The sequence below is a fragment of the Streptomyces phyllanthi genome (genome assembly GCF_009377205.1).
In the GTDB taxonomy this organism is placed as follows: domain Bacteria; phylum Actinomycetota; class Actinomycetes; order Streptomycetales; family Streptomycetaceae; genus Streptomyces; species Streptomyces phyllanthi.
This window is the reverse complement of the sequence record NZ_VJZE01000119.1, coordinates 1-21,860: the sequence shown is the minus strand read 5'-3', so window position 1 is coordinate 21,860 and position 21,860 is coordinate 1. Positions and strand designations below refer to the sequence as shown.

At 70.9% G+C, this 21,860-nt stretch carries 20 protein-coding genes and 1 pseudogene; 7 read left to right on the top strand and 14 right to left on the bottom strand.

From position 1 onward, the window contains the following. Positions 1–585, top strand: a 585-nt coding sequence (locus FNH04_RS18750; RefSeq protein ID WP_152785698.1) for an alpha/beta hydrolase fold domain-containing protein, incomplete at its 5' end; no start/stop codon positions are given. A gap of 57 nt (positions 586–642) precedes the next feature. Then, positions 643–1,665: a helix-turn-helix domain-containing protein gene (locus FNH04_RS18745; RefSeq protein WP_152785696.1), complete on the top strand. Its 1,023-nt coding sequence runs from the start codon at positions 643–645 to the stop codon at positions 1,663–1,665. A gap of 351 nt (positions 1,666–2,016) precedes the next feature. On the opposite strand, the gene FNH04_RS18740 is transcribed toward FNH04_RS18745, so the two are convergent. Both FNH04_RS18740 and FNH04_RS46590 read right to left on the bottom strand, forming a co-directional pair. Further along, positions 2,017–2,889: a helix-turn-helix domain-containing protein gene (locus FNH04_RS18740; RefSeq protein ID WP_152785694.1), complete on the bottom strand. Its 873-nt coding sequence runs from the start codon at positions 2,887–2,889 to the stop codon at positions 2,017–2,019. 123 nt (positions 2,890–3,012) lie between these two features. Beyond that, a complete protein-coding gene (locus tag FNH04_RS46590) occupies positions 3,013–3,174 on the bottom strand; it encodes a hypothetical protein (RefSeq protein WP_194236729.1) in 162 nt (53 codons plus the stop codon). Positions 3,175–3,301: 127 nt separating this feature from the next. On the opposite strand from FNH04_RS46590, the gene FNH04_RS18735 reads away from it, so the two are divergent. Continuing rightward, the gene (locus FNH04_RS18735; RefSeq protein ID WP_194236728.1) at positions 3,302–4,768 is read left to right on the top strand and encodes an aldehyde dehydrogenase family protein; all 1,467 of its coding nucleotides are present in this window, start codon (positions 3,302–3,304) and stop codon (positions 4,766–4,768) included. A gap of 110 nt (positions 4,769–4,878) precedes the next feature. Here FNH04_RS18735 and FNH04_RS18730 read toward each other — a convergent pair whose 3' ends face one another. Further along, positions 4,879–5,286, bottom strand: a complete 408-nt coding sequence (locus FNH04_RS18730) for a nuclear transport factor 2 family protein (protein ID WP_152785690.1) — start codon at positions 5,284–5,286, stop codon at positions 4,879–4,881. A 60-nt stretch (positions 5,287–5,346) separates the two neighbouring features. Then, positions 5,347–6,015: an SDR family NAD(P)-dependent oxidoreductase gene (locus FNH04_RS18725; protein WP_152785688.1), complete on the bottom strand. Its 669-nt coding sequence runs from the start codon at positions 6,013–6,015 to the stop codon at positions 5,347–5,349. A gap of 759 nt (positions 6,016–6,774) precedes the next feature. On the opposite strand from FNH04_RS18725, the gene FNH04_RS18715 reads away from it, so the two are divergent. Next, the gene (locus FNH04_RS18715; protein WP_152785686.1) at positions 6,775–7,101 is read left to right on the top strand and encodes an SbtR family transcriptional regulator; all 327 of its coding nucleotides are present in this window, start codon (positions 6,775–6,777) and stop codon (positions 7,099–7,101) included. A gap of 161 nt (positions 7,102–7,262) precedes the next feature. Here FNH04_RS18715 and FNH04_RS18710 read toward each other — a convergent pair whose 3' ends face one another. The 10 genes from FNH04_RS18710 to FNH04_RS18665 all read right to left on the bottom strand — a co-directional run bounded on the left by FNH04_RS18710 (position 7,263) and on the right by FNH04_RS18665 (position 19,254). Further along, on the bottom strand, positions 7,263–8,285 hold the full coding sequence (locus tag FNH04_RS18710) for a branched-chain amino acid ABC transporter permease (RefSeq protein WP_152785684.1): 1,023 nt from the start codon (positions 8,283–8,285) through the stop codon (positions 7,263–7,265). Beyond that, positions 8,282–9,142 (bottom strand): branched-chain amino acid ABC transporter permease, encoded by an 861-nt coding sequence (locus FNH04_RS18705; RefSeq protein ID WP_152785682.1) that lies wholly within the window; start codon positions 9,140–9,142, stop codon positions 8,282–8,284. The genes FNH04_RS18710 and FNH04_RS18705 overlap by 4 nt, the downstream gene beginning before the upstream one ends. 55 nt (positions 9,143–9,197) lie before the next feature. Further along, positions 9,198–10,397, bottom strand: coding sequence for an ABC transporter substrate-binding protein (locus FNH04_RS18700; RefSeq protein WP_152785680.1), 1,200 nt, complete (start codon positions 10,395–10,397; stop codon positions 9,198–9,200). After that, positions 10,394–12,031, bottom strand: a complete 1,638-nt coding sequence (locus tag FNH04_RS18695; protein ID WP_152785678.1) for an ATP-binding cassette domain-containing protein — start codon at positions 12,029–12,031, stop codon at positions 10,394–10,396. Before FNH04_RS18695 ends, FNH04_RS18700 begins: the two co-directional genes overlap by 4 nt. 232 nt (positions 12,032–12,263) lie before the next feature. Beyond that, complete coding sequence (locus FNH04_RS18690) at positions 12,264–12,803, bottom strand: VOC family protein (RefSeq protein WP_152785676.1); 540 nt, start codon at positions 12,801–12,803, stop codon at positions 12,264–12,266. Positions 12,804–12,882: 79 nt separating this feature from the next. Next, positions 12,883–14,562, bottom strand: a complete 1,680-nt coding sequence (locus tag FNH04_RS18685; protein WP_152785674.1) for a thiamine pyrophosphate-binding protein — start codon at positions 14,560–14,562, stop codon at positions 12,883–12,885. Between the two features lie 31 nt (positions 14,563–14,593). Continuing rightward, complete coding sequence (locus FNH04_RS18680) at positions 14,594–15,343, bottom strand: SDR family NAD(P)-dependent oxidoreductase (RefSeq protein ID WP_152785702.1); 750 nt, start codon at positions 15,341–15,343, stop codon at positions 14,594–14,596. 11 nt (positions 15,344–15,354) lie between these two features. Then, the gene (locus FNH04_RS18675; protein ID WP_194236727.1) at positions 15,355–16,236 is read right to left on the bottom strand and encodes an SDR family oxidoreductase; all 882 of its coding nucleotides are present in this window, start codon (positions 16,234–16,236) and stop codon (positions 15,355–15,357) included. 5 nt (positions 16,237–16,241) lie between these two features. After that, complete coding sequence (locus FNH04_RS18670; protein ID WP_152785670.1) at positions 16,242–17,750, bottom strand: carotenoid oxygenase family protein; 1,509 nt, start codon at positions 17,748–17,750, stop codon at positions 16,242–16,244. A 34-nt stretch (positions 17,751–17,784) separates the two neighbouring features. Beyond that, positions 17,785–19,254 carry an aldehyde dehydrogenase family protein gene (locus FNH04_RS18665; RefSeq protein ID WP_152785668.1) on the bottom strand — a complete coding sequence of 490 codons (1,470 nt, stop codon included), beginning with the start codon at positions 19,252–19,254 and terminating at the stop codon, positions 17,785–17,787. Positions 19,255–19,442: 188 nt separating this feature from the next. Here FNH04_RS18665 and FNH04_RS18660 point away from each other — a divergent pair, with 188 nt between their 5' ends. The 3 genes and pseudogenes from FNH04_RS18660 to FNH04_RS18650 form a co-directional block, all read left to right on the top strand. After that, positions 19,443–19,937: a VOC family protein gene (locus tag FNH04_RS18660; protein WP_152785666.1), complete on the top strand. Its 495-nt coding sequence runs from the start codon at positions 19,443–19,445 to the stop codon at positions 19,935–19,937. Next, complete coding sequence (locus tag FNH04_RS18655; protein WP_386574880.1) at positions 19,934–21,610, top strand: bifunctional 3-(3-hydroxy-phenyl)propionate/3-hydroxycinnamic acid hydroxylase; 1,677 nt, start codon at positions 19,934–19,936, stop codon at positions 21,608–21,610. The genes FNH04_RS18660 and FNH04_RS18655 overlap by 4 nt, the downstream gene beginning before the upstream one ends. Beyond that, positions 21,607–21,860: pseudogene (locus FNH04_RS18650) on the top strand (fumarylacetoacetate hydrolase family protein); the annotation flags it as partial. The gene FNH04_RS18655 and the pseudogene FNH04_RS18650, both read left to right, overlap by 4 nt.

The following is a 21,860-nucleotide window of genomic DNA, read 5'->3' as shown; positions in this document are numbered from 1 at the left end:
GAACACCCCGACCCCGCCCCTGTCGAGGACTGCTACGCCGGGCTCGTGTGGACGGCGAAACACGCGGCCGAGCTGGGCATCAACCCCGAGCGGCTCCTCATCGCCGGGGGCAGCGCCGGAGGCGGTCTCGCGGCCGGCACCGCGCTCCTCGCCCGTGACCGGGCCTTCCCCAGGCTGAGCCACCAGGTACTGGTGTGCCCCATGCTCGACGACCGCTTCGAGACGCACAGCAGCCGCATGCTGGACGGCGAGGGCATCTGGGACCGCAACAGCAACCTGTACGGCTGGACCGCCCTGCTGGGAGATCGCCGCGGCGGCCCCGACGTGTCGCCCTACGCCGCTCCGGCCCGGGCCGAGGACCTCAGCGGACTGCCCCGCACCTACCTTGACACCGGCTCGGCCGAGGTCTTTCGCGACGAGGTCCTGATCTACGCCCGCCGTCTGTCCGAGGCGGGGGTGAGCGTCGACCTCCACATGTGGGGCGGCGGCTTCCACGCGTTCGACGGAATGGCGGCCCACGCCGCCCTGTCGCGGGCCTCCGCCGCCACCCGCGAGGAATTCATCCGGCGGGCGCTCGAAGAATGATGCGGACGGACTGGCTCCCAGCCATGCCACGCAGCGATAGTGGCCCGGGAGGTCCGTATGCATGAACTCATCGGCAGGCTGGAAGTCACCGACGACGCGGCGGCCGACGCGCTGCGCGTCATCGACCACTTCGACGGCCTGACCGAGGAACGGGCCTCGGTCGCCGCCGTGGTCCGGGCGACGGCAGCGCTGGCGGGGTGCCCCGCGGGCCTGCACGACGCCGGTCGGGGGATCACCCGCCGCTACGACTCCCGGGGACACTCACTGCCCGAGGCCGAGAGCCGTTCCTGGGCCCGGGCCGCGGTGCCGGGGAGTCCCGGTTCGTGGGTCTGGCTGGAACGGACCGGTGAGGCGAGGCCGCTGGACGCCCTCATCCTCGAACGCTCAGCCCGCGCCGTCCGGACGCTCACGGGCGACTTCGCCCACCACAACACCGCCGCGGCGGTGCGGATCGCCTGCGACCCCGATGTCTCCGATGCCGACCGGCTCGACGCCCTCGGCGTACTGCGACTCACCGGCCCCGTGACCGTCGTCGTCACCACCTTCCCCGACCCGGCCGGGCCGCGCGCCACCCGGATCGGCGCCCACGCCGTAGCCCTGGTCCCCGGAGCACCGGACCTGCACCAGGATCTGCGGGCCGGGACAGCCGTCGCCCAGGTGCCGGCGCACCTCCCGGCCGCCCTGGAGCGGGCCCGGGTCGCGTTGCGGCTGACCGACCGCGTGGACGGCCCCGGCCGGTCCCTGGTGGCGTACGACGACCTCGGCGCCCTCGCCGTCCTCGCCGAACGGATCACACCGCAGGAGGCGGCCGCAACCGACGACGTGCACGGCTTGGACAAGGTGCTCCTCACCCGCCCCTGGGTGATCGACACCCTCCAGGCCGTGCTCGACCAGGCCAGCCTGCGGCAGGCCGCGACCGGCCTGCACATCCACCACTCGACCCTCCAGGAGCGCCTGTCCTGGCTGTCGTCCCAGCTCGGCTACGCGGTCACCAAGCCCGGCGGACGCCAACGTGCCACCGTGGCCGTCCTCCTCTGGCGGATCGCCCACAGCGAGGACGAACGCGGCGGCGACGGCTGACAGCATCGACGAGCGAGCCGCCTCCCAGCCACCTCGGAGCGGAGGAGCCCGGCCGTCTACGCGCTTCGTTGGTCCTCTGACGGGCCTGGTCGGGGAAGCCTCCCGGTTGCCTGACCGCGCGGGCCGGATTCGTCGGCGGCGCGGACAGCCGCACGATCGTGGATCTGCTCACGGCGTACAGGAACGCATACCGGCAATCCGTACTCGACTGGTTCGAAAAGAGCCGTGGCGGAGGGGGCCTGTCCTCCTCCGCCACAGCTTGCAGCTTCCTGGCGCGCTTCCGAGGGCCTCGCCGTCCACGCCGCCACGGGCGTCCCCCCCCGCTGACGGCAGGAGACGCACGGGCTCAGCTCATGGACGCCGGACGTCCGGGGCGGCGCGTTCGGTGGGAGCGGACTCCGGTGTGGAGGCGAGGGAGGCCAGCAGGGTGAGGCGCTCGGCGGTGGGGGTGCCGGGGGCGGCGTGGTAAACGACGAGGGTCTGCCGGTCGGTGTCGGTGATCAGCAGTTTCTCTTGACACAGTTCGAGGGGGCCGACCTGCGGGTGTTCGAAGGTGAAGATCCCGCTGCGTTTGGGCCGGACTTCGTGCCGGGACCACAGCTTGCGGAAGTGCTCGCTGCGTACGGACAGCTCGCCGACGAGTTCGTTGAGGGTGGGGTCGTCGACGTCGGGGCCGACGAGGGCGCGCAGGGCGGCGACCATGCCCTCGGCGTTGACGTCCCAGCCCCCGTACGTGGCGGCGGAGGCGGGCGCGAGAAAGGTGGAGCGGACCAGGTTGGTGCCGGGGGTGAGGATCGGAGTGAGGGCCTGGGCGAGCGGGTTGGCGGCGAGCACGTCCATCATGCGGCCGAGGACGTAGGCGGGAGTGTGCGGCCAGCTGTCGACGAGCTGCCGGATGCCGTCGGGGGCGCGTTCCGGGCGGCGGGGCGCCGGGCGCCGTCGGGAACGCGCCGGGCGGGCGAGGCGGTGCAGGTGGGCGTTGGCGTCCGCGTCGAGGTGCAGGGCGCGGGCGAGGGCGTCGAGGACCTGCGCGGAGGGGTTGCGGTCACGGCCCTGTTCCAGGCGCAGGTAGTAGTCGGCGCTGATACCGGCGAGCAGGGCCAGTTCCTCCCGGCGCAGGCCGGGCACCCGGCGCCGTCCGGACGAGGCAAGGCCGACGTCCTCGGGGCCGATCTGCTCACGACGGGCCCGTAGGTACTCGCCGAGGGCGTTGTCGTTCACCATGCCTTCCACGGTACGGCCGTCGGCCGCGCCGAACCTGGTCCTGTCACCCCCAGGATCGGCGGGGCTCTGGGTAAACCGTGGGCGGTGGCGGACCGTGGCAGTCATGACACGGATCACGACGCCTCACGGGTGCGGGATCGGCGTCGAGACCACCTCGGCGCCGGCCGGCACCGGCGCCGAGGTCGCCTTCGCCGTACGTGTCAGCGGCCGGTGCTTCGCCGACAGTGCCGAGGTGCTGCCGTCACCCCGCGGCCCGCCGATGGCAACGGCCACCAGCGAGTTCATGCCCGCTGGCGCCCCCTACGCACCCGACCCCGCGGGCGCCGGCCGGCGGTGGGAGGACTCCCCACGGCTCACCGGTGTCCCGGCAGTCGGCCAGAAGTCAACGACCCCCTTCGAGGAGCCAGTTCGCATGTCCACAGTTCTTACCACCCCTGCCCCCGCCCACGTCAGCCGTGAGGAACTCGACCGGCTCGTCGACCTGCAGCGGGCGGCCTTCCGCCGGGAGGGCCCGCCCAGCGCGGAGGTCCGGCGCGACCGGATCGACCGGCTGGTGCTCGCCGTACTCGACGCCGCCGAAGAGCTCACCGCCGCGCTGACCGAGGACTTCGGCCGGCGGCCGGTGGCCCTGACCAAGGCCGGCGAGGTACTCGGCCTGCTCGGGGAGTCCCAGGTCCTGCGAGAAGGACTGGAGGAATGGATGAAGCCGGTCCCCGTCGCCGGTCCCGTCCCTGCCTTCGTCCAGCAGCAGCCGCTCGGCGTCGTCGGGATCATCACCGCCTGGAACCTTCCGGTGGGCCTGGCGGTCCGCCCGGCGCTGGACGCACTGGCCGCCGGCAACCGCGTGATCATCAAGTTCACCGACGTCCACGTCCGCACCGGCACGGTCTTCGCCCGGGCCGTGTCCAAGTACCTCGGCGAGGACGAGGTCACCGTCGTGTGCGGGGACCTGAAGACCGCCCAGGAGTTCTCCGACCTGCCCCTGGACCACATCCTGTTCACCGGCTCCTCCCAGGTGGGCAGGCTCGTGGGCCAGGCCGCCGCGGCGAACCTCGTCCCCGTCACCCTGGAGCTGGGAGGCAAGAACCCCGCCGTCGTCGCCCGCGACGCCGACCTGGACCTGGCCGCCGAACGCATCGCCGGCACCCGGATGAGCAACGGCGGCCAGGTCTGCCTCTGCCCGGACTACGTCTTCGTACCCCGGCAGCACCTGGAGGACTTCGTCGACCGCCTCCGTGCCGCGCTGGTCCGTCTCTTCCCCACCTACACGGACCACGCGGCCGCCGTCTCCCTTGTCAACGACCGCAACTTCGACCGGGTCCTGGGCCTCATCCGCGACGCCGAGGCGCACGGCGCCCGGAAGATCACCGTCGTCGACGAGGAGCCGTCCCGCGAACTGTGCCTGATCCCGCCGACGCTGCTCCTCGACGTCCCCGAGGATGCGGACATATCCCGGGAGGAGATCTTCGGACCGGCACTGGTGATCCACCCCTACGACGATCTTGCCGAGCCCATCGCCTACATCGCCGACCGCCCGGCCCCGCTGGCCGCGTACTGGTACGGCGAGGACGGTGACGACTTCCGCAACTTCCTGGACCGCACGACCTCCGGTGGCGTCACCCGCAACGACGGCCTCCTGCACGCCGCCCTCAGCAACGCCCCCTTCGGCGGGGTGGGTGGCTCCGGCTCCGGGGCGTACGGCGGCAGGACCGGCTTCGACACCTTCACCCACCGGCGCACCGTGGCCGCCCAGCCCGGACCGCACGGCGTCACCGCGACACTGGTCGGCGTCCCCGCGCTCGCCCCGGAGGTGGAGGCGGGCCTCGACCAGGCCATCGCCGGAGCCGCGGAAGAGATCCGGACACGCCTCGGCCTCTGACACGCAGCCGGACGACGGCCCCGCACACGCTCCTCCGAGAGCCTGTGCGGGGCCGTTACCACTTGCCCTGCCCTTCCGGTCGCCGAGGTGGGGGCCCGACGGCGTCGGCGCTAGTCCGTCACCACCATCACGTCGTTGGCGTGGATGGTGTCGAAGTACTCCCGGATGTGGAGGATCTTGCTGTCCCGTAGCTCGAAGGCGTATATGAGCCGGTTGTCGTAGACCTTGCCGGCTGCGGAGACGCCGTGGCTCTCGGCCTCCACCACGACTCGGTCGTCCTGCGCGGTGGAAGAGGTGATGGTGAGTTCCACCCCGTTCGGCATGACCTGTCCGACCGTGCCCAGCAGCCGCACGACTCCGTCCTTGTCGTAGTCGCCGGCGAGGGGGAAGCGGTCCGGTTTGCCCATCACACGCCACACCACCTGCTCGTCGAGCAAGGCGAACGCCGCCTCGGCGTTCCCGGCGTTGAAATTCTCGAAGAAACGCAGAACTGTTTCGGTGTTGTCAGTCGTAGTCATGACATGTGCTCCTTGGCCGATGTCTGTATGTCGGAATGCCACGCCTTCACCACGCCGTTGTCAGGCGCTGACGAAGTGGTCGGCCGTCTCGCGGCGGGTGTGGAGGGTCCAGTAGTCCTGGGCGATCTCGTCCGGCGCGCGGTAGGGGATGCCCGCTTGGGGGGCCTGCTCGGCGATGGCGACGTTGATGGACACGTTGGCCGCGTAGATCCCTTCGGCGCCGAGGGTGTTGTGCAGGTTGACCGCCCAGTTGCGCAGGGCGGCATGGGCGATGTTGAGGGCGGCCAGGGCCGGATGGGGATCGATCGCGCCGCCGCCGGTGGTGAACAGCAGGGTGCCGGAGCCCGATTTCCTCATGTCCGGCAGCACCGCCTGGACGGCGGTCACCGCCCCGTACAGCAGGCCGTCGATCTGGGGCCGGAGGGTGTCCAGGGTCACCTCCGCGGGAGTGGCCATGATCGAGCTCGGCTGCGGGGAGTACTCCAGGACGTCGATCCGCCCGAAGCGTCCCGTCGCGGCGGCCAGCGCTCCGGTGAGCTGCTCGGGGGCGGAGACGTCGGCCTGGAAGCCTTCCGCCGTGATGCCGTCCTTCGTCAGCTCCGCGACCAGACCGTCGAGGTTCTCTCTGGTGCGGGAGACCAGGGCGACGTCGAAACCGTGGCCGCCGAAGACCCTGGCGATGGACAGACCGAGGCCGGGGCCGGCTCCGACGACGGCGATGGTGGGCATGTGTGCTCCTCAGATGGTCGTGCGGAAGGGGTTGGTGGGCCCGAGAGGGCGGGCGGAGGGGCTACGGCATCAGGGCCATCTCCTCCCACAGCGAGCCGGGCACGTGGTAGCCGGCGCGGCCGCGGATGCGGTCGATGTGCCTGTTGCACGTCGTCGGCGGTGGGGATCGGCTCGGTCGGCGGGACGTACCAGCCGTTGGCCACGCCTGTGAAGACGCGGGCGTAGCGGCCGCGGGCGACGGAGAACGCCTCCTGGGTGTGGGGGTTGGCCTCGCTCGCCAGATAGGTGACCATCGCGGTGACCACCTCCGGTGCGTGGTGCGCCGGCGTGGTGGGGGCGTCGGACATGGAGTCGGCGCTCATGCCCTCGGCCATGCGGCTCGCGGCCGTCGGCAGGATGGTGTTGGCCTTGATGCCGTGCGGGGTGCCTTCCAGCGCCGCCTGGACGATCGCCGCGCCGCCCTCGGGGGGTGGCGACAGAGTCGTAGCAGGCCACGGCGGTGCCGTTGGCTCCTCGATCTCCTTGACCACTTGGTCGGCCATGCTGGGGCCGGCGCCCCTTCCGGGTGATGTCGCTCTCGAGGTCGTTGACGACGACCTTGGTGCCGCGCGGGGCCAGGTCCAGGGCGTGGCTGCGGCCCAGTCGGCCGCCTGCTCCGGTGACGATGGCGACCCGGCCGTCGAACGAGATTCCGGACATGGTGATCATTCACTCCTTGCGTCGGATGTGTGCCCCTCGGCGCCGGAGGCGACCAGCGAGGTGACAGAGGCGGGCTACGCCGCCGCGGTGCTCGCCCCCGAGGCCGAGAAGCGGTTCCGGAACACGTTCGGCGACCTGCTCGCCCGGGCCCAGGCAGTCGGTGCGGTACGCGGGGGCCTCGCGGTCGACGACGTGAGAGCTCTGCTGGTGGGCTGTATGGCCATGCAGCGCTACCGAGGAGAAGCGGGCGGACTCGGGCCGCGCGGGGAGATCGTCCAGGACGGCCTGCGGGCGGCCGGAGCTGACGGACGACGGCTCCTGCTCGGCGGCCGAAGCTCTCGAACGCGGCGGCTGATCGCCTCTCAGGCGTTGCAGCATGGACCATAGCCCCAGTGCTGCGTGCCGCAGCCGCGACATCGCTCGCCACCCAAAGCGTTCGAGAGCCGTCCGGATCTTGCCCGCTGCCGGGAGCGGCGGAGTCGTGACCGTCGCACACCGACGCATCGGTCGCCGGACGTGGCACGGCGGCGAAGGCGATGACACCACGGTCACACATGTTCCGGCGTTCGTGGGATGGCGTCGGGGACGGTGTCCGCACCGGGCGTCGGCTTCCGGCGGCGGGCGATCGGGACCCGGACGGCGCGGCAGATGAGGGGCCAGGCGCCCTGCGGGGCGAAGCGGACGATGGCGATCAGCAGGGCGCCCTCGATGACCAGGGACAGGGTCTGCTGGTCCTGGAGCGCGCGGGTCAGTCCGTAGTAGACGACGCCGACGCCGACGACAGGGCCGAGCACGGTGCCCGCGCCGCCGACCACGGCCATGAGGACGGCGTTCAGGCTCCAGTTGACGCTGGCCACCCCGTCGGGGGAGATGACGACGAACTGGAAGGCGATGACCGCTCCGGCCAGGCCGGTGAGCGCGCTGGTGGGCACCAGTGCGGCGAGACGGTGGCGGTATACCGATACGCCGAGTCCCGCGGCGGCCGGTTCGTTGTCGCGGACTGCGGCGAGCCGCAGGCCGAAGGCGCTGTGCCGGACGTAGAGGGTGAGGGCCATGGCCAGGGCGGCGACCAGGACCGCGATCTGATACAGGTTGCCGCCGCTGGGAATCCGCTCCGTGGGGAGCGTCAATCCGCTGGCGCCGCCGGCCCAGTTCCAGTTGCTGAGCAGGGCCTGGAGGGCGACGGCGACGGCCAGTGTGCCCACGGCGAAGTAGTCGCCGCGCAGCCGCAGCAGCGGTACAGCGAGCAGCAGGGCGAGGAGGCCCGCGCCGATGCCCGCGCCGACCAGGGCCGCCGGCCAGGGCAGTCCGGTGTGGATCAGGATCAGCGCGGTCGTGTAGCCGCCGGTCGCCATGAACGCGGCGGCGCCGAGGGAGATCTGACCGCTGAACCCGGCGAGGACGTTCCAGGCCTGGGCGATCGTCAGATACGTCAGCAGGGTGACGCTCAGGTCCAGTTGTCCGAGGGAGAGCGCCGGGGCGAGGGTGAAGGCGGCGATCGTGACGGTAGCGAGGGCGACCGCGGGCCACAGAGCCTTCGGCGTCCCTCGTGGGACGGTCGGGGTTTTCATCCGGCGGCCTTTCGGAACAGGCCCTGGGGGCGTACGGCGAGGACGAGGAAGAAGGCGAGGTAGACGACGACGTCGCGCATGCCGCCGCCGAACAGCTGGACGCTGACCGACTGGAGGACGCCGAGAGCGACACCGGCGAGGAGGACCCCGGCGACGCTGCCGATGCCGGCCAGGGCCATCACGGCCATGCCGGTCAGCAGCAGCGGCATCCCGCTGGTGGGCGTGAAACTCTGGGCGACACCGGTCAGGACGCCGCCGGCCGCGGCGAGGACGGCGGCGCCGGTGAAGGTCATGGCGTACACCGTCGGCACGTTGATGCCGAGCACGGCGGCGGTGGCCGGGTCCGCCGAGGCCGCCCTGACCGCGCTGCCGGCGCGCGTGCGGGTCAGGACGAGATGAGTGGCGGCGCACAGGAGGACGGTCAGCCCGAAGGCGATCAGATAGATCGTCTGGATCCGCAGGCCGAGGACGGAGACGCCGGAGGTCGCGTAGGGGGCGGGCAGGCTCTTGGGATGGGTGCCGAACCCGCCCTGGAACAGTGCCTGGGCGAGCAGGGACAGTCCGAAGGTGGCCACCAGAGGTGCGCTCTTGTCCCCTCGCAGGAGGGGGGTGAGCAGATACCGCTGCAGCGGATAGGCGATCAGGGCGACGCCCGCCATGGCGAGCGGCAGGGCCAGGAGCGGATCCCAGCCGGAGTCCACCACCAGCAGGGACGCCAGGTAGGCGCCGCCGATGACGAGTTCGCCGTGGGCCAGGTTCATCAGGCCCAGCACGCCGAACACCAGGGAGATGCCCAGGCCGATCAGGGCGTACAGGCCGCCGGCGAGGATGCCGGCGGCCAGGACGTCGATGCTCACGATGCGCTCCGTTCGCTCACGCTCGTGGTGGGTCGCAGCGCGCTCATGCCGGGCCTCATTCCAGCCCGGACAGGGAGGCGAGCGGGGAGCCGCCCTTGGCCGGCCAGACCTGCTTGATGGCGCCGTCCTCCCACTGGCCGATGAAGGTGGGGGTCACGCTCTTGTTGTCGACGAACTTCACGGAGCCCTGTGCGGAGACGGTGGTGCTCTTGGACAGCGCCTTGTTGATGGCTTCGGTGTCCGTGCTTCCCGCGGCCTTGATGGCGTCCAGGAGGATGGTCGCCTCGTGCAGCCCGAGGGCGACCGAGCCCAGGTCGGTGAGGTTGGTGTACTTCTTGCCGTACTTCTCGACGATGAGGTCGGTGTCCGGCAGCCCGGCCGTGTCGGACCAGTTCAGCTGGACGAGGGTGCCGTCTCCGAGCGTGCCGAGGTCGCCCCAGCCGGGCGTCTGGGCGCACTGCAGACCGATGGCCACCTTGGGCTTGTAGGCGAGTGCCTTCATCTGCTTCCACATCGCGAAACAGTCCGGCGGGGTCATCGAGGCGATCAGCACCTGTGCGCCGGAGGACTTCCCGGCCTTGATGACGTCGGAGAAGTCCGTGGTGCCGGTGGGGACGGACTTGGTGGCGGTGACGGTGAAGCCGGCCTTCTCGCCGGTGCCCGCCCAGAGCTTTCCGGTGGAGGTGCCCTGGGCGTCGTTGTTGGTGACGACCAGGGTCTTCCTGTTGGTCTTCGCCCCGGCGGCGACCTCGTAGAAGCCCTTGGCCCCGTCGGCGAGCGACTGGAAGGAGTCCCAGGTGTAGCCCTTGCCCTCGGGCAGCAGCTCGATGGGCAGGGCGCCCATTACCAGCGGCACCTTCAGCGCGTCGGCCTGGCCCTGCATGTCGATGTTCTGCTGGCAGCACGACCCCAGCAGCCCCACGGCCTTGTCGGTGAGCACCAGGGAACGTACCTGCTGGACCATCGTGTTCGTGTCGCTGCGGTTGTCGAGCACCTTCAACTCGACCTTCCGCTTCTTCCCGCCCACCTCCAGACCGCCTTCGGCGTTCGCCTGCTGGACCGCCAGGAGGTAACCGTCGCGAATCTGGTTGAGGACGGTGTTGCCGGACAGCGAGATGCTCGTCCCGATGACGATGGGACCGTCATCACTGCTGGAACCGCTGCTGCTGGAGGCGTTGCCCGCGCAGCCGGCGGTGGCGGCCAGCAGTGCGGCCCCGACGAGTGCGTAGGTGCGGCGGTGGGTGGTTCTGATCACGAGGGGTCTCCTTCGGAGGCGCTGAGCGGTCGGGGAGCGGAGGAGGAGAGCAGGGATGAGGAGAGCAGGGACGAGGAGCCGGCTTCCGCGATGTTGTCCTCGGTGGTGCCGAAGTAGGCGGCGTCCAGGGCCTCGTCACTGAGCAGGCCCGCCGGATCGCCGGTGTACGAGACGCGGCCGCGGGACAGCACGACGGCGTGGTCGGCGATGCCCAGCGCCCGCTTGACGTTCTGCTCGACCAGAACGATCGCGACGCCCTGGGAGTTGATCTCGGCCAGCGCCCCGTACAGGGCGTCGATGGCCACGGGGGCGAGGCCGAGCGAGATCTCGTCGCAGATCAGCACCTGGGGGTCGGCCATGAGGGCGCGTCCCACGGCCAGCATCTGCTGCTGACCGCCGGACATGGTCCCGGCCTGCTGGGTGGCACGTTCGGCGAGCACCGGGAAGATCGTGTGGACGCGTTCCATCCGGCCGAGCACCTCGTCCTTGGCCAGGGCGAGCGGAGCGCCGAGCATCAGGTTCTCGGCGACGGTGAGGCCGGTGAAGATGCGGCGGCCTTCCTGGCAGTGGGCGATGCCCAGGCGGGCGCGTCGGTGGATGGCCATGCCGGTGATGTCCTGGCCGAGGGCGTGCACGGAACCCGATCTCGCCTCGACCGCGCCCATGATCGTGGCGCAGAGCGTCGACTTGCCGGCCCCGTTGGCCCCCAGCACGGTCACGATCTGACCGGACTCGACACGCATCGAGAAATCCCGCAGGGCGACCATGTCGCCGTAACCGGCGCTGACCGAGTCGAGAGCGAGCAGAGCAGTCGTGTCCGATGCCGGCGCGGTGGCCGCAGTGCGCGCCGGAGAAGCCTGAGCCCTGTCGCCGTCGCCGAGGTAGACGGCCCGCACCTCCTCGTTCGCGGCGATCTCGGCGGGTGTGCCCTCGGCCAGGGGGCGGCCCCAGTTGAGAACCAGGACGCGGTCGACGAGTTCGCGTACCACTCGTTCGATGTGCTCGACCAGGAGCACGGTGATGCCCTGGCCGTGGACCTGCCGGATCAGGTCGATCGCCTCGTCCAGCTCGCGGCCGACGAGCCCGGCCGCGACCTCGTCGAACATGAGCACCCGGGGACGGGTGGCCAGGGCCCGGGCCACCTCCAGCCGCTTCAGGTCCAGGACGCGCAAGGAGTCGGCGGGACGGGAGGCCTTGGTGTCCAGGCGGCACCGAGCGAGGATCTCGTCGATCTCTCCGGGGTGGGGATGGGGCCGGCTCGCCATGGCCCCGACCCGTACGTTCTCCCGGACGGTCAGCCCGTGGAAGGGCTGCGGGACCTGATGGGCCAGTGCGACACCGCTGCGGGTGACGCGGTGTGCCGACATGCGGTCCAGTCGCTGCTCACCCAGCCACACCTCGCCCTCGCTCGGGCGGTGCACGCCGGAGATCAGCTTGAGCAGGGTGCTCTTTCCGGCGCCGTTGGGACCGATGACGGCGACCGCTTCTCCGGACGCCACCGAGAGGTCGACGCCGTCGAGAGCCGTGACACCGCCGAACCGCTTGGCGAGTCCTCGTACCTGGAGAGGGGCCCCGGACGAGGTGCCTGGGTTCTGCCGTGCTTCGGGGCTGGTCTCAGCATCCAGTTTCTTCACGCCGTGACTCCTCACCGCCGCGCGCCGGGAACGCCCCCGGTGTCATGCGGCGAGTGGTTGACCGTAACTTCGCCGAAGCGTACGGTCCCTCATGTCGAAACGCTAGTCCTAATTTATGGGACATTGAATAAAGAGTTAGGCGGCGGCACCCATGGCTGAGTGAGCGGCGGTCCGCCAGGTGGGGCCCCTGGGTCCCGCGCGCACGTCATCCTCTGGGTTCTCGATAGTCCCTTTAGTGAGGACTAAGATCCTGTTTTTCGAGACATGTAGAGCGAAGGGATTCCCGGTACATCGTGGTGAAGGCTGTGTCGAGGCCGGGGCTCGCCTCGATGAGTTCGGTCATGCCGGGAAGGACGTCACGCGTGTCGAAGTAGGCGACGCGGGAGTCGGGTCCGACGGACGCGGTGAACACGGCCTCGTAGCCCTTGCGGCGCATCTCCTCCACCGCTGCGTCGAAGGCCGTCGTGGCGCAGCCGAAGTGGTGGAAGCCGTATCCCCGCTCGACGATCACGTCGCGGTGCACCGACGGGAGTTCGTCCGCGGGCTGGATGAGTTCGTACTGCATGTGCCCGCCGAAACCGAGCGCCACGTGCGCCCGTGCCTGGGTGGGCTCGCCCCGGTAGCGGGGGTCCTCGCCCGCGAAGTCCCGCAGGACCGTCCACGGCCCCACCCCGAAGCTCTCGCTGAACCGGGCCGTCGCCGCGTCGAGATCCTCGACGACGAACGCCATCTGGATGAGGCCGTCGGTCGGTTGGCCGAAGTCGAACAACATGGAAGTTCCCTGACGAGTCGTGAGCCGGAACGGTCGGGCGGCTCCGTGGTGTGTCGGACGCGCGGGGGAGAAGGCGCACTCAGAACGGGCTGCCGCCCGTGATCACCCGCTCCTCCGGCGGTATCGGGTCGAGACTCACATGGACCTCGACGCAGGACGGCCGCCCGCTCAGGAGGGCCTTGGCGAGGGCGGGCGCGAGTTCGTCGAGGGCGCGCACCTGGTAGCCGTCCGCACCGAGGGCGAGCGCGGCGGCGGCGTAGGAGCCGTTCTCCAGCCGGTTGTTGACCACCCGGTCCTTGCCGTGCATGAGTTCCTGCGCGTGCAGAGTGGCGCCCCACGCCCGGTTGTTGAGCACGACGACGACCACTGCGAGTCCGGCGCGCACCATGGAGTCGAACTCGCCGAGGCTGTAGCCGACGGACCCGTCACCGGTCACCAGGACGACGTTCGTGCCGGGAGCCACGGCTGCCCGTGCTCCGAGCGCGACGCCCATGCCGACTCCCATGGAACCGAGGTAGCCGTGGCAGAGGAACGCGGACACCGGTGCCTCGGAGATCGCTTCCGACAGCCAGAGATAGGTGAGCGCGCCGTCGGCGACGACCACCGACCTGTCGGGTAGGGCCGCGGCGATGGCGCACACAGCCTCGTAGGGGTGTACGCGCTCGTCGTGGACGACCTGAGAGGCCACGGCTTCGCGCCGCCGACGAAGGTGTGCCCGCAGGGCGGCCTGCCAACCGGTCGGATCGGGGCCGACGGCCTGCCTGAGGGTGAGTGCCCGGTTGAGATCCTGGAAGACCGGCAGTGGATCGGCGGCGACCGAGAGGGAGACCGGCTGAAGGAGTCCCAGTTCGCCGGCGGAGGGATCGATCTGCACGACACGCGCCGCACGCGGGATCAGCACACCCGAGCCGTGCGCGGTCGTGAGGCCGAACCGCAGTCCCGCCATGATCACCAGGTCGGGCTCCCCGCCGGGCGGCAGGCCGTGCAGCCCTTGCAGCAGACCGAAGTTGAGGGGGCTGGGTGTGATCGCGCCGAGGCCCTCGTAGTCCGCCATCAGCGGTATGCCGAGTCGCTCGGCGAGCGTCCGTAGCTCGTCGTCGGCGCCGGATCGCGGAACCTCGGAACCGGCGATGATCACCGGTCTCCGGGCCTGCGCCAGAAGATCCAGGATTTGCTCCGCCCCGGCGTGTGAGAGGCCCGGCCCGTGGTCGCCGCCGCGGAGGAGTTCCGCGGCCAGGTCGGGCAGGTCGATCTGCTCGGTCAGCACGTCCCAGGGGATGTCGACCAGCACGGGCCCCCGTGGTGCGGCGAGCGCGGTGCGGATCGCGCGGGCCAGGACGCGGGGGATCAGTGACGCGCGTGTCACCCGGTGCGCCCACTTGGTGACGGGTGTCGCGATCGCGACCTGGTCCAGGCCCGCCTGCAGGGTGTTGGTCTGGTCGTCGGCGAGCGGACCGGACGCCGCGAGGTAGAGCACGGGAGTGCGGTCGAGGTGAGCGTTGGCCATTGACGTCACGGCGTTGGTGAACCCGCCGCCTGCGGTGAGCAGCGCGACGCCGAGGGCGTTGCGCACCCGGGCGTATCCTTCGGCCGCGTGGCCCGCGTTCATCTCGTGCCGCGTGTCCACGATGGGCAGCCGGTGGTCGAGCGCGGCCTGGTAGACGGCGTCGATGTGCGCGCCGTTGATGCCGAACATCCGGTCCACACCGGCCTGTTGCAGGAGGCGGACGACGAGGTCACCGCCGGACACACGAGGCATGGAACGTTTCCTTTCCCGAGGTTCGAGCACGTCAGACGCAGGTCTCGCCGCCGTCGACGGCCAGGACATGACCGGTGACGAAACTCGAGCGGGGAGATGCGAGCCAGTACGCGGCCTCGGCGACCTCCCGCGGCTGCGCCACACGGCCGAGCGGAGTGGCTGCGGCGGCGCCCTCGGCGTCGAGGTGCTCGTGTTGCTCCAGATGCCGCAGCATGCCGGTGCGGGTCAGGCCCGGGGCTATCGCGTTGACGCGGATGCCGTGCCGTCCGTGCTCGGCGGCCGCGGATCTGGTCAGCCCGACGACGCCGTGCTTGAACGCGGAGTACGCGGCTCCGCCACCGGGATTGCCCACCAGGCCGGCGACCGAGGACGTGTTCACGATCGAGCCGTGGCCCTGCCGTGCCATGACGGCCAGTTCGTGCTTCATGCACAGCCACACGCCACGCAGGTTCACCGCCTCCGACAACTCCCAGCTCTCGCTGCTGAGCCGCTCGATCGGCGCCACGGGGGGTGCGATGCCCGCGTTGTTGAACGCTGCGTCCAGAGCACCGTAGGTGTCGACCGCCGCGGCGACCATGTTCTCGACCTCCTTTTCGACCGACACGTCCGCCTGGACGAAGAAGGCTCTGCCGCCCGCCGCCGTGATGGCGGCGACGGTGCCCGCGCCTGACTCGGAGCGGTCCGCCGCGACGACGGCCGCACCCCGCTCGGCGAACAGTCCCGCCGCCGCCCGCCCGATGCCCGAGCCGGCGCCGGTCACGAGCACGACCGATCCCTCCATGCCGTGCGCCGTCACCGTCGCGCCTCCGCGGCGGCCAGGACCTCGTCGTAGACCGGGTTGGCGAGCACCGACCTCTCGACCGCGGCACGGCGCGGGTTCTCCTGGCCGGTGGGGACCGAGGCGAGGATCGCGTCGAACCGCCGGGCGAGCAGGTCCCGGTGCTCGGCGTGGGTCAGGACGTAGAGGCTTTCCTCCTGTATCGCCAGCAGGACCCGCTCGCCGACTTCCCGCGGAAGCATCGCCGTTTGGTGCAGGTCGGCCTCGGCGAGGGCTCCCGGCGCCTGCGGCCCTGGTCCGCCAGGGGGCGGCGGGCCCTGGTGGATGTTGGTGCGGACGATTCCCGGTGTCAGGACGGACACGTTGACGTGGGTGTCCCGGAGTTCGGCCGCCAGCGCCTCCATCAGCCCCACCACACCGAATTTCGCGGCCACGTAGAGCGCTCCCGGGGTGCCGAGCAGGCCGCCGATCGACGCGGTCGAGACGATGTGCCCCGGACGGCCGGCGGCCAGCATGCGCGGCAGGAAGGTCCGGATGCCGTTGAAGACGCCCGTGAGGTTGATGTCGAGCACCCAGTCCCACTGGTCGAAGCTCGCCTCGACCACTGGTGCCAGGAATCCGACGCCCGCGTTGTTGACCAGCACGTCCACACCGCCGTATTCCGCGTCGAGACGGTCGGCGACGGCGGCGAACGCCTCCCGGTCCCGCACGTCGAGCCGAACCGCTTCGGCCTGGCCGATACGCGCGAGTTCGCGTTGCGCGCTCTGCAGCGACTCCGTGACGACGCCGCAGATGACCACGTTCATGCCGGCGTGACACAGCACGTGTGCCACGCCGAGACCGATGCCGCTGTCCCCGCCGGTGACGAAGGCGGTCCTGCCCGCCAGATCTCGCACGGCCGTCAGCCGTCGCCGCGGTGGGCGGCTATGGCCCGGTCCAAGGTGTGGTGGTCGGCCCAGCTGCCGTGGAAGCCGAAGGGCACCCGGCTGGGGAGCTTGACCCGGGCCAGTGGGATCCGGCGCAGGTCGGCCGCGTCGTGGATGAGCAGTTCGCTGCGGTCGGTCGTGCGGTTCCACCACAGGGACAGCAGGTAGCCGTCGTCCTCGGCGCGGGCGTTCTCACGGGCCACGAAGACCGGCTCGCTGGGGCTGGTCAGGCCGTCCGGGCCCTCGACGACGGTGGTGCGGTCGAGGATGTAGTCGTGGCGGGCGAGGCCGTCGGACATCGTGTCGTCGGCCAGGCCGCGCGTGGTGACGAAGTAGCCGTAGCGGTGCGGTCGGCCCGTGCAGGCGTCGTTGATCTTGGGGAACTCCCCGAAGACGCCGCTGATCATCTCCTCCGTGGCTCGTCCGGTCGCCAGGTCGACGCGCCACCGGTAGGGCATGGCCGGCGGGAACCACTCATGGGACCCCAGCGGCGTGGAGAGGCGGTCGACGGGGCTGCCGAGCCGGTCGATGCGGTGACCGTCGACGACCAGCTCGCCGTCCTGCTCGTAGGCGTTGTAGAAGTGGGTGTTGGCCCAGTGGCCGCCGAGTTCGTGCCAGGTGACCTCGTGGGTGCGGCGGTTCATCAGCACGATCTGGACGCCGTGTTCGAGGGAGTCCTCGTCCCAGACCACGCCGGGCCTGCTCCGCGCCACCAGGTCGAGGCGGAACTGGGCGGGCGTCACGAAGAAGACCGCGTACGTGGCACTGACGGCGAAGTCGTGCATGAGGACCGGCACGCCGATGTCGAAGGAATGCGAGTCGATGATCTCGGCGGTCTTCACGTCGGCGCGGTACCAGGTGACGACCGGTCCGGTGGCGGCGAAGAAGAGCATGTCGCCGGTGTCGGGGTCTGTCTTGTAGTGGCCGGTGCACAGGACGTCGATGCCGCCGTGGAAGTCGTAGGTGCCGAGGGTGCGCAGTGTCTCGGGATCCAGCGCGTGGGGCAGGCCGCCGTCGAAGTAGACGATCAAGTGGTCATCGAAGAGGCCGGCGTTGATGTTGGCCACGTTCTTGGCGCGCGGGGCGCCCTCGGGCAGCCGGCCCGGGGTGCCGCCGTTGACGAAGCCGCTGTAGACCGCTTCCCCGGCCTCGACCTCGACTCTCATCGAGTCGGTCTCGACCCAGCGGGTGCGGTAGGCGGCCCTGCCCTCGCGCAGGTAGATCCCGCACACCATGCCGTCGCCCTCCCACCAGTGGTAGCGGTCGGTGTTGCGGGGCTGGAAGCGGGGGTTGGAGGAGACGCGGAACAGCGCGCCCGCGAGGTCGGCCGGTATCTCGCCGTCCACCTGGAGGTCGTACGCCTCGCTCTCCTCCGTCCAGGGCGCGAACGGGCCGTTGAGGAACTTGTTACCGGTCGGCCAGTCGGCCTCGACGGGCGGCGGGGCGGTCCGACGGGGAACGACGGTCATGGGGTCCAGGGGCATGGAACTCTCCGTGCGGCTCTGTGGGGTGGGGCGGTCAGAAGGGGTAGTGCGGGAGTTCGCCGCGTACGGTGACCCACTGCTGTTCGGTGAAGGCGTCCAGGTTGGCGGCCGCGCCGCCGTGGCGGGCCCCGGTGCCGGAGTCGCCGACCCCGCCGAAGGGGATGAGCGTCTCGTCGTTGACCGTCTGGTCGTTGATGTGGACCAGACCGCTGGGGATCCGCTCCGCGAGGGCCAGGCCCTTCATGACGTCCCGAGTGAGGATGCCGAGGGAGAGCCCGTACTCGGTCCCCGCGGCCAGGTCGGCGGCCTCGTCGAGATCCTGGAAGGTGACGACGGGTGCCACGGGCCCGAAGATCTCCTGGGCGTAGGCGGGTGCGGTGAGCGGTACGTCGCTCAGGACGGTCGGACGGTAGAAGAGCTCCTCGTAGGTGCCGCCCGCGGCCAGCCGGGCCCCGGCCCCGACGGACTCGGTGACGATGCGGTGGACGGTGTCGCGCTGGCCGGCGTCGATGACCGGTCCCAGGGCGACCTGCTCGGTGGTCGGGTCACCGACCGGGAGCGCGTCGGCGTGCTGGGCGAGCAGGACTGTGTAGTCGTCGGCGACCGAGGCGTGGACGAGGTGGCGGCTGCTGGCCATGCAGATCTGGCCCGCGTGGACGAAGGACCCCCAGGCACCCACCGAGGCGGCCTTGTCCAGGTCGACGTCGTCCATGATGACGAGCGCGGAGTTGCCGCCCAGTTCCAGGTGGACCCGCTTGAGGTGTTGGGCCGCGGCGACACCGATGGCGCGGCCGGCCCGGGTGGAGCCGGTGAACGCGATGACGGGGATCCGCGGGTGCTCGACGACGGCCGCTCCGACGTCCGCGCCGCCGGGCAGGACGTGCAGCAGACCGGGCGGCAGACCAGCCTCCTCGAAGATCCGGGCGAAGACGACACCGCCGCTGATCGCGGTCCGGGGGTCCGGCTTGAGGACGACCGCGTTGCCGAGGGCGAGTGCCGGGGCGACCGCCCGCATCGCCAGGATGATCGGCACGTTGAACGGCGCGATGACACCGACGACTCCGACCGGGACGCGGCGGGCGAAGGACAGTCGCTGCTGACCGGAACGCAGCAGCTCGCCATAGGGTGCCCCGGCGAGGGCGGCGGCCTCGTGGCACTCCTCCGCACCACCGCTGGTGACCTGGAGGGCGGCGAAGGGCCGGATCGCGCCGGACTCCCGCATCAGCCAGGTCTCGATCTCCCGCTGGTGTTCCTCGAAAAGACGCGCGGCACGGCGCAGTACGGCGGCCCGGTCGGAGTACGGCCGCGCCGCCCACTCCCGCTGGGCCCGCACCGCCCGCTCCACCGCCCGGTCCACGTCGGCGGGCGTGGCGGAGCCGACACGCCCCAGCGGCTTGCCCGTCGCGGGCTCGACGGCGTCGTAGACCTCGCCCGAGCCGCTGATCCATTCACCCGATCCGGAGAAGACGCGGCCTTCCCAGGTACTGCTGTCCAAAAACGTCATGGTGTCCGTTCCCAGAGTTTGATGTCCCGCATGTTCGGACTTCTATAGCGTGATACAGGACGCTGCCCCGAAGGGGACTGTGGCGTCAAGAGGTGTGCGGCTGTGATCTCACCCGGTTGACCTCGGCCCGCTCGCCGCCTTAGTGTCCCATAAAACGAAACGAAGGTCCTGCTAAAGGAGACACTCTTATGGCGATCACCGGACTGGGTCACACCGGCTTCTGGGTCGACGACCTGGAGACGATGCGCGATTTCTACGAGCGGGTCCTGGGCCTGACCGTCACCGACGAGGACGAGGAGCGCGGCATCGTCTTCTTCTCCGCACGCCCGGAGGAGGAGCACCACGAGTTCGTCCTCCAGCGGGGCCGCACCGCACCTCCCGGCGCCAAGCTCACCCACCAGGTGTCATGGCGGGTGGACTCCCTGGACACGGTCATCGACTTCCACCATCGGTTCCGCGCCGAAGGCATCGAGGTGCAGCAGGAAGTGACCCACGGCAATGCCATCGGGATCTACTTCTTCGACCCCGAGGGCAACCGCAACGAGGTCTACCTGCGGCTGGAGCGCGACGTACGCCAGCCCTTCCGCAAGTCCCTCGACCTGGACCTGTCCCCGGACGAGATCTTCGCCGAGGTCGAGCGGCTGCTGACCGAGGGCGGTCCCGCCTACCAGCCGGTCCAGTGACCGCCGTGCCCACGACATCCCTGGCGCCGCCGGTCCTGGTGGTCGGCGCCGGCCCGACCGGACTGACGGCCGCCCATCTGCTGGGCTCCCGGGGGATACGGGTCGTGCTGGTGGAACGCAACTCCACCACCAGCAACGACGCCAAAGCGATCAGCCTGGACGACGAGTCGCTGCGCACCCTGCAGTCGGCCGACGGCCTCGACGAGGCGATCTACCCGATCATCGTGCCGGGTACCGGGACGCGGTACTTCGGCGTCGGCGGACGGCCCCTCCTGCACGCCCGCGGCACCGGCGACCAGCGCCTCGGACATCCCTTCAAGAACCCCTTCGCCCAGCCCGACCTGGAGCGAGTGCTGCGGGAGCAGTTGGACCGGCTCCCGAGCGTCGACGTCCGCTTCGGCACCCGGTTGACAGACCTCATCCAGGAGCCCGGCGGGGTGCGCGCCTCGCTCCGTACGGGCGGGGAGGACGGGCCGGTGGAGGAACTGGAGGCCGCGTACCTCCTCGGCTGCGACGGCGGCCGCAGTACCGTGCGCGACCTGCTGTCCGTCCCCATGCGCGGACGCAGCTTCCCGGACGTGTGGCTGGTGGTCGACACCCTTGAGGACACGCACGACCAGCGATTCGGTATGCACCACGGAGACCCCGACCGGCCCGTGGTCATCGTCCCCGGCCGGGACGGCCGCTGCCGTTACGAGTTCCGGCTGAAGCCCGGAGAGTGTGCGGCGGGCTCGCCTCCGCCGCTCGCCCTCGTGCGTGAACTCCTGCGGCCCTACCGGGAGATCACTCCCGCCCAGATCGAGCGTGCGGTCGCGTACAGCTTCCACGCGCTGCTCGCCGACCGGCTGCGCGAGGGCCGCTGCTTCCTGCTCGGCGACGCCGCGCACATGATGCCGCCGTTCGCGGGCCAGGGCCTCAACTCCGGTCTGCGGGACGCGGCCAACCTGTGCTGGAAGATCGCCGACGTCCTGGCGGGCCGGGCCGGCGACGCCTTGCTCGACACGTACGACACCGAACGCCGCCCGCACGCCCGGGCCGTGATCGACCTCTCCGTACGCCTCGGCCGCGTCGTCATGACCACCAGCCGCCCCCGTGCCCTCCTGCGCGACCTGCTGGTGCGCACGGCCATGCTCACCCCGCCGGGACGCCGCTATCTGACCGAGATGCGCTACCGCCCCGACGCCCGCGTCCGCGCGGGGGCCGTGCTCCACGCGGACGGCCCCGGCTGTGCACTGGTCGGCACGATGCTGCCCCAGCCGCGGGTGCTGCGCGGCTCCAGCCACCACCTCAGCCGGCTCGACGACGTGCTCGGACAGGGCTGGAGCCTGCTCGGGATCGACGTGAAAGACGACGACTGGACGGTCGTCGCGCGGGCCGGCCTTCCCGACGCCACCGCCGTGGACGTCCACCTCGACGACCGTGCGCCGCGTGACGGAGCAGACCGCGTGGGGATCGCCGACGCCGACGGCCGGCTCGACGCCCTCTTCACCGGACTGACCGGCTCCTTCGTCCTCGTACGCCCCGACCGCCTGGTGGCCGCCGTCTTCACCTCCGACCGAGCCGCGGACGTCGGAGCGCAGCTGAGGACCTTCGCCGCCCGCCCCAGGACGGACGACGCCGACCTCGACCTCGATCCCGAGATCCAGCACGACTCCCAGGGAGTGCCCCGATGAGACTCAGCACCGTTCGCGTCGCCGACGGCCGCCAGACCGCTGCCGCCCGGCAGGAGGGCGACGAGCTCGTCCTGCTGCCCCACTCCGACGTCGGCGCGCTGCTCGCCACCGGCGAGGACTGGCAGGAACGGGCGGCCGCCGCGGACGGCGAGCGCCTGCCGCTGGCCGGGGCCTCACTCGCCCCGCTCGTCCCCCACCCCAACAAGATCGTCTGCCTGGGCCTCAACTACGCCACCCACATCCGGGAGAT

Coding starts and splice junctions, on each gene's coding strand:
- FNH04_RS18745 (WP_152785696.1), top strand. CDS start 643: ATGCATGAACTCATCGGCAGGCTGGAAGTCACCGACGACGCGGCGGCC.
- FNH04_RS18740 (WP_152785694.1), bottom strand. CDS start 2,889: ATGGTGAACGACAACGCCCTCGGCGAGTACCTACGGGCCCGTCGTGAG.
- FNH04_RS46590 (WP_194236729.1), bottom strand. CDS start 3,174: ATGAACTCGCTGGTGGCCGTTGCCATCGGCGGGCCGCGGGGTGACGGC.
- FNH04_RS18735 (WP_194236728.1), top strand. CDS start 3,302: ATGTCCACAGTTCTTACCACCCCTGCCCCCGCCCACGTCAGCCGTGAG.
- FNH04_RS18730 (WP_152785690.1), bottom strand. CDS start 5,286: ATGACTACGACTGACAACACCGAAACAGTTCTGCGTTTCTTCGAGAAT.
- FNH04_RS18725 (WP_152785688.1), bottom strand. CDS start 6,015: ATGCCCACCATCGCCGTCGTCGGAGCCGGCCCCGGCCTCGGTCTGTCC.
- FNH04_RS18710 (WP_152785684.1), bottom strand. CDS start 8,285: ATGAAAACCCCGACCGTCCCACGAGGGACGCCGAAGGCTCTGTGGCCC.
- FNH04_RS18690 (WP_152785676.1), bottom strand. CDS start 12,803: ATGTTGTTCGACTTCGGCCAACCGACCGACGGCCTCATCCAGATGGCG.
- FNH04_RS18685 (WP_152785674.1), bottom strand. CDS start 14,562: ATGCCTCGTGTGTCCGGCGGTGACCTCGTCGTCCGCCTCCTGCAACAG.
- FNH04_RS18680 (WP_152785702.1), bottom strand. CDS start 15,343: ATGGAGGGATCGGTCGTGCTCGTGACCGGCGCCGGCTCGGGCATCGGG.
- FNH04_RS18670 (WP_152785670.1), bottom strand. CDS start 17,750: ATGCCCCTGGACCCCATGACCGTCGTTCCCCGTCGGACCGCCCCGCCG.
- FNH04_RS18665 (WP_152785668.1), bottom strand. CDS start 19,254: ATGACGTTTTTGGACAGCAGTACCTGGGAAGGCCGCGTCTTCTCCGGA.
- FNH04_RS18660 (WP_152785666.1), top strand. CDS start 19,443: ATGGCGATCACCGGACTGGGTCACACCGGCTTCTGGGTCGACGACCTG.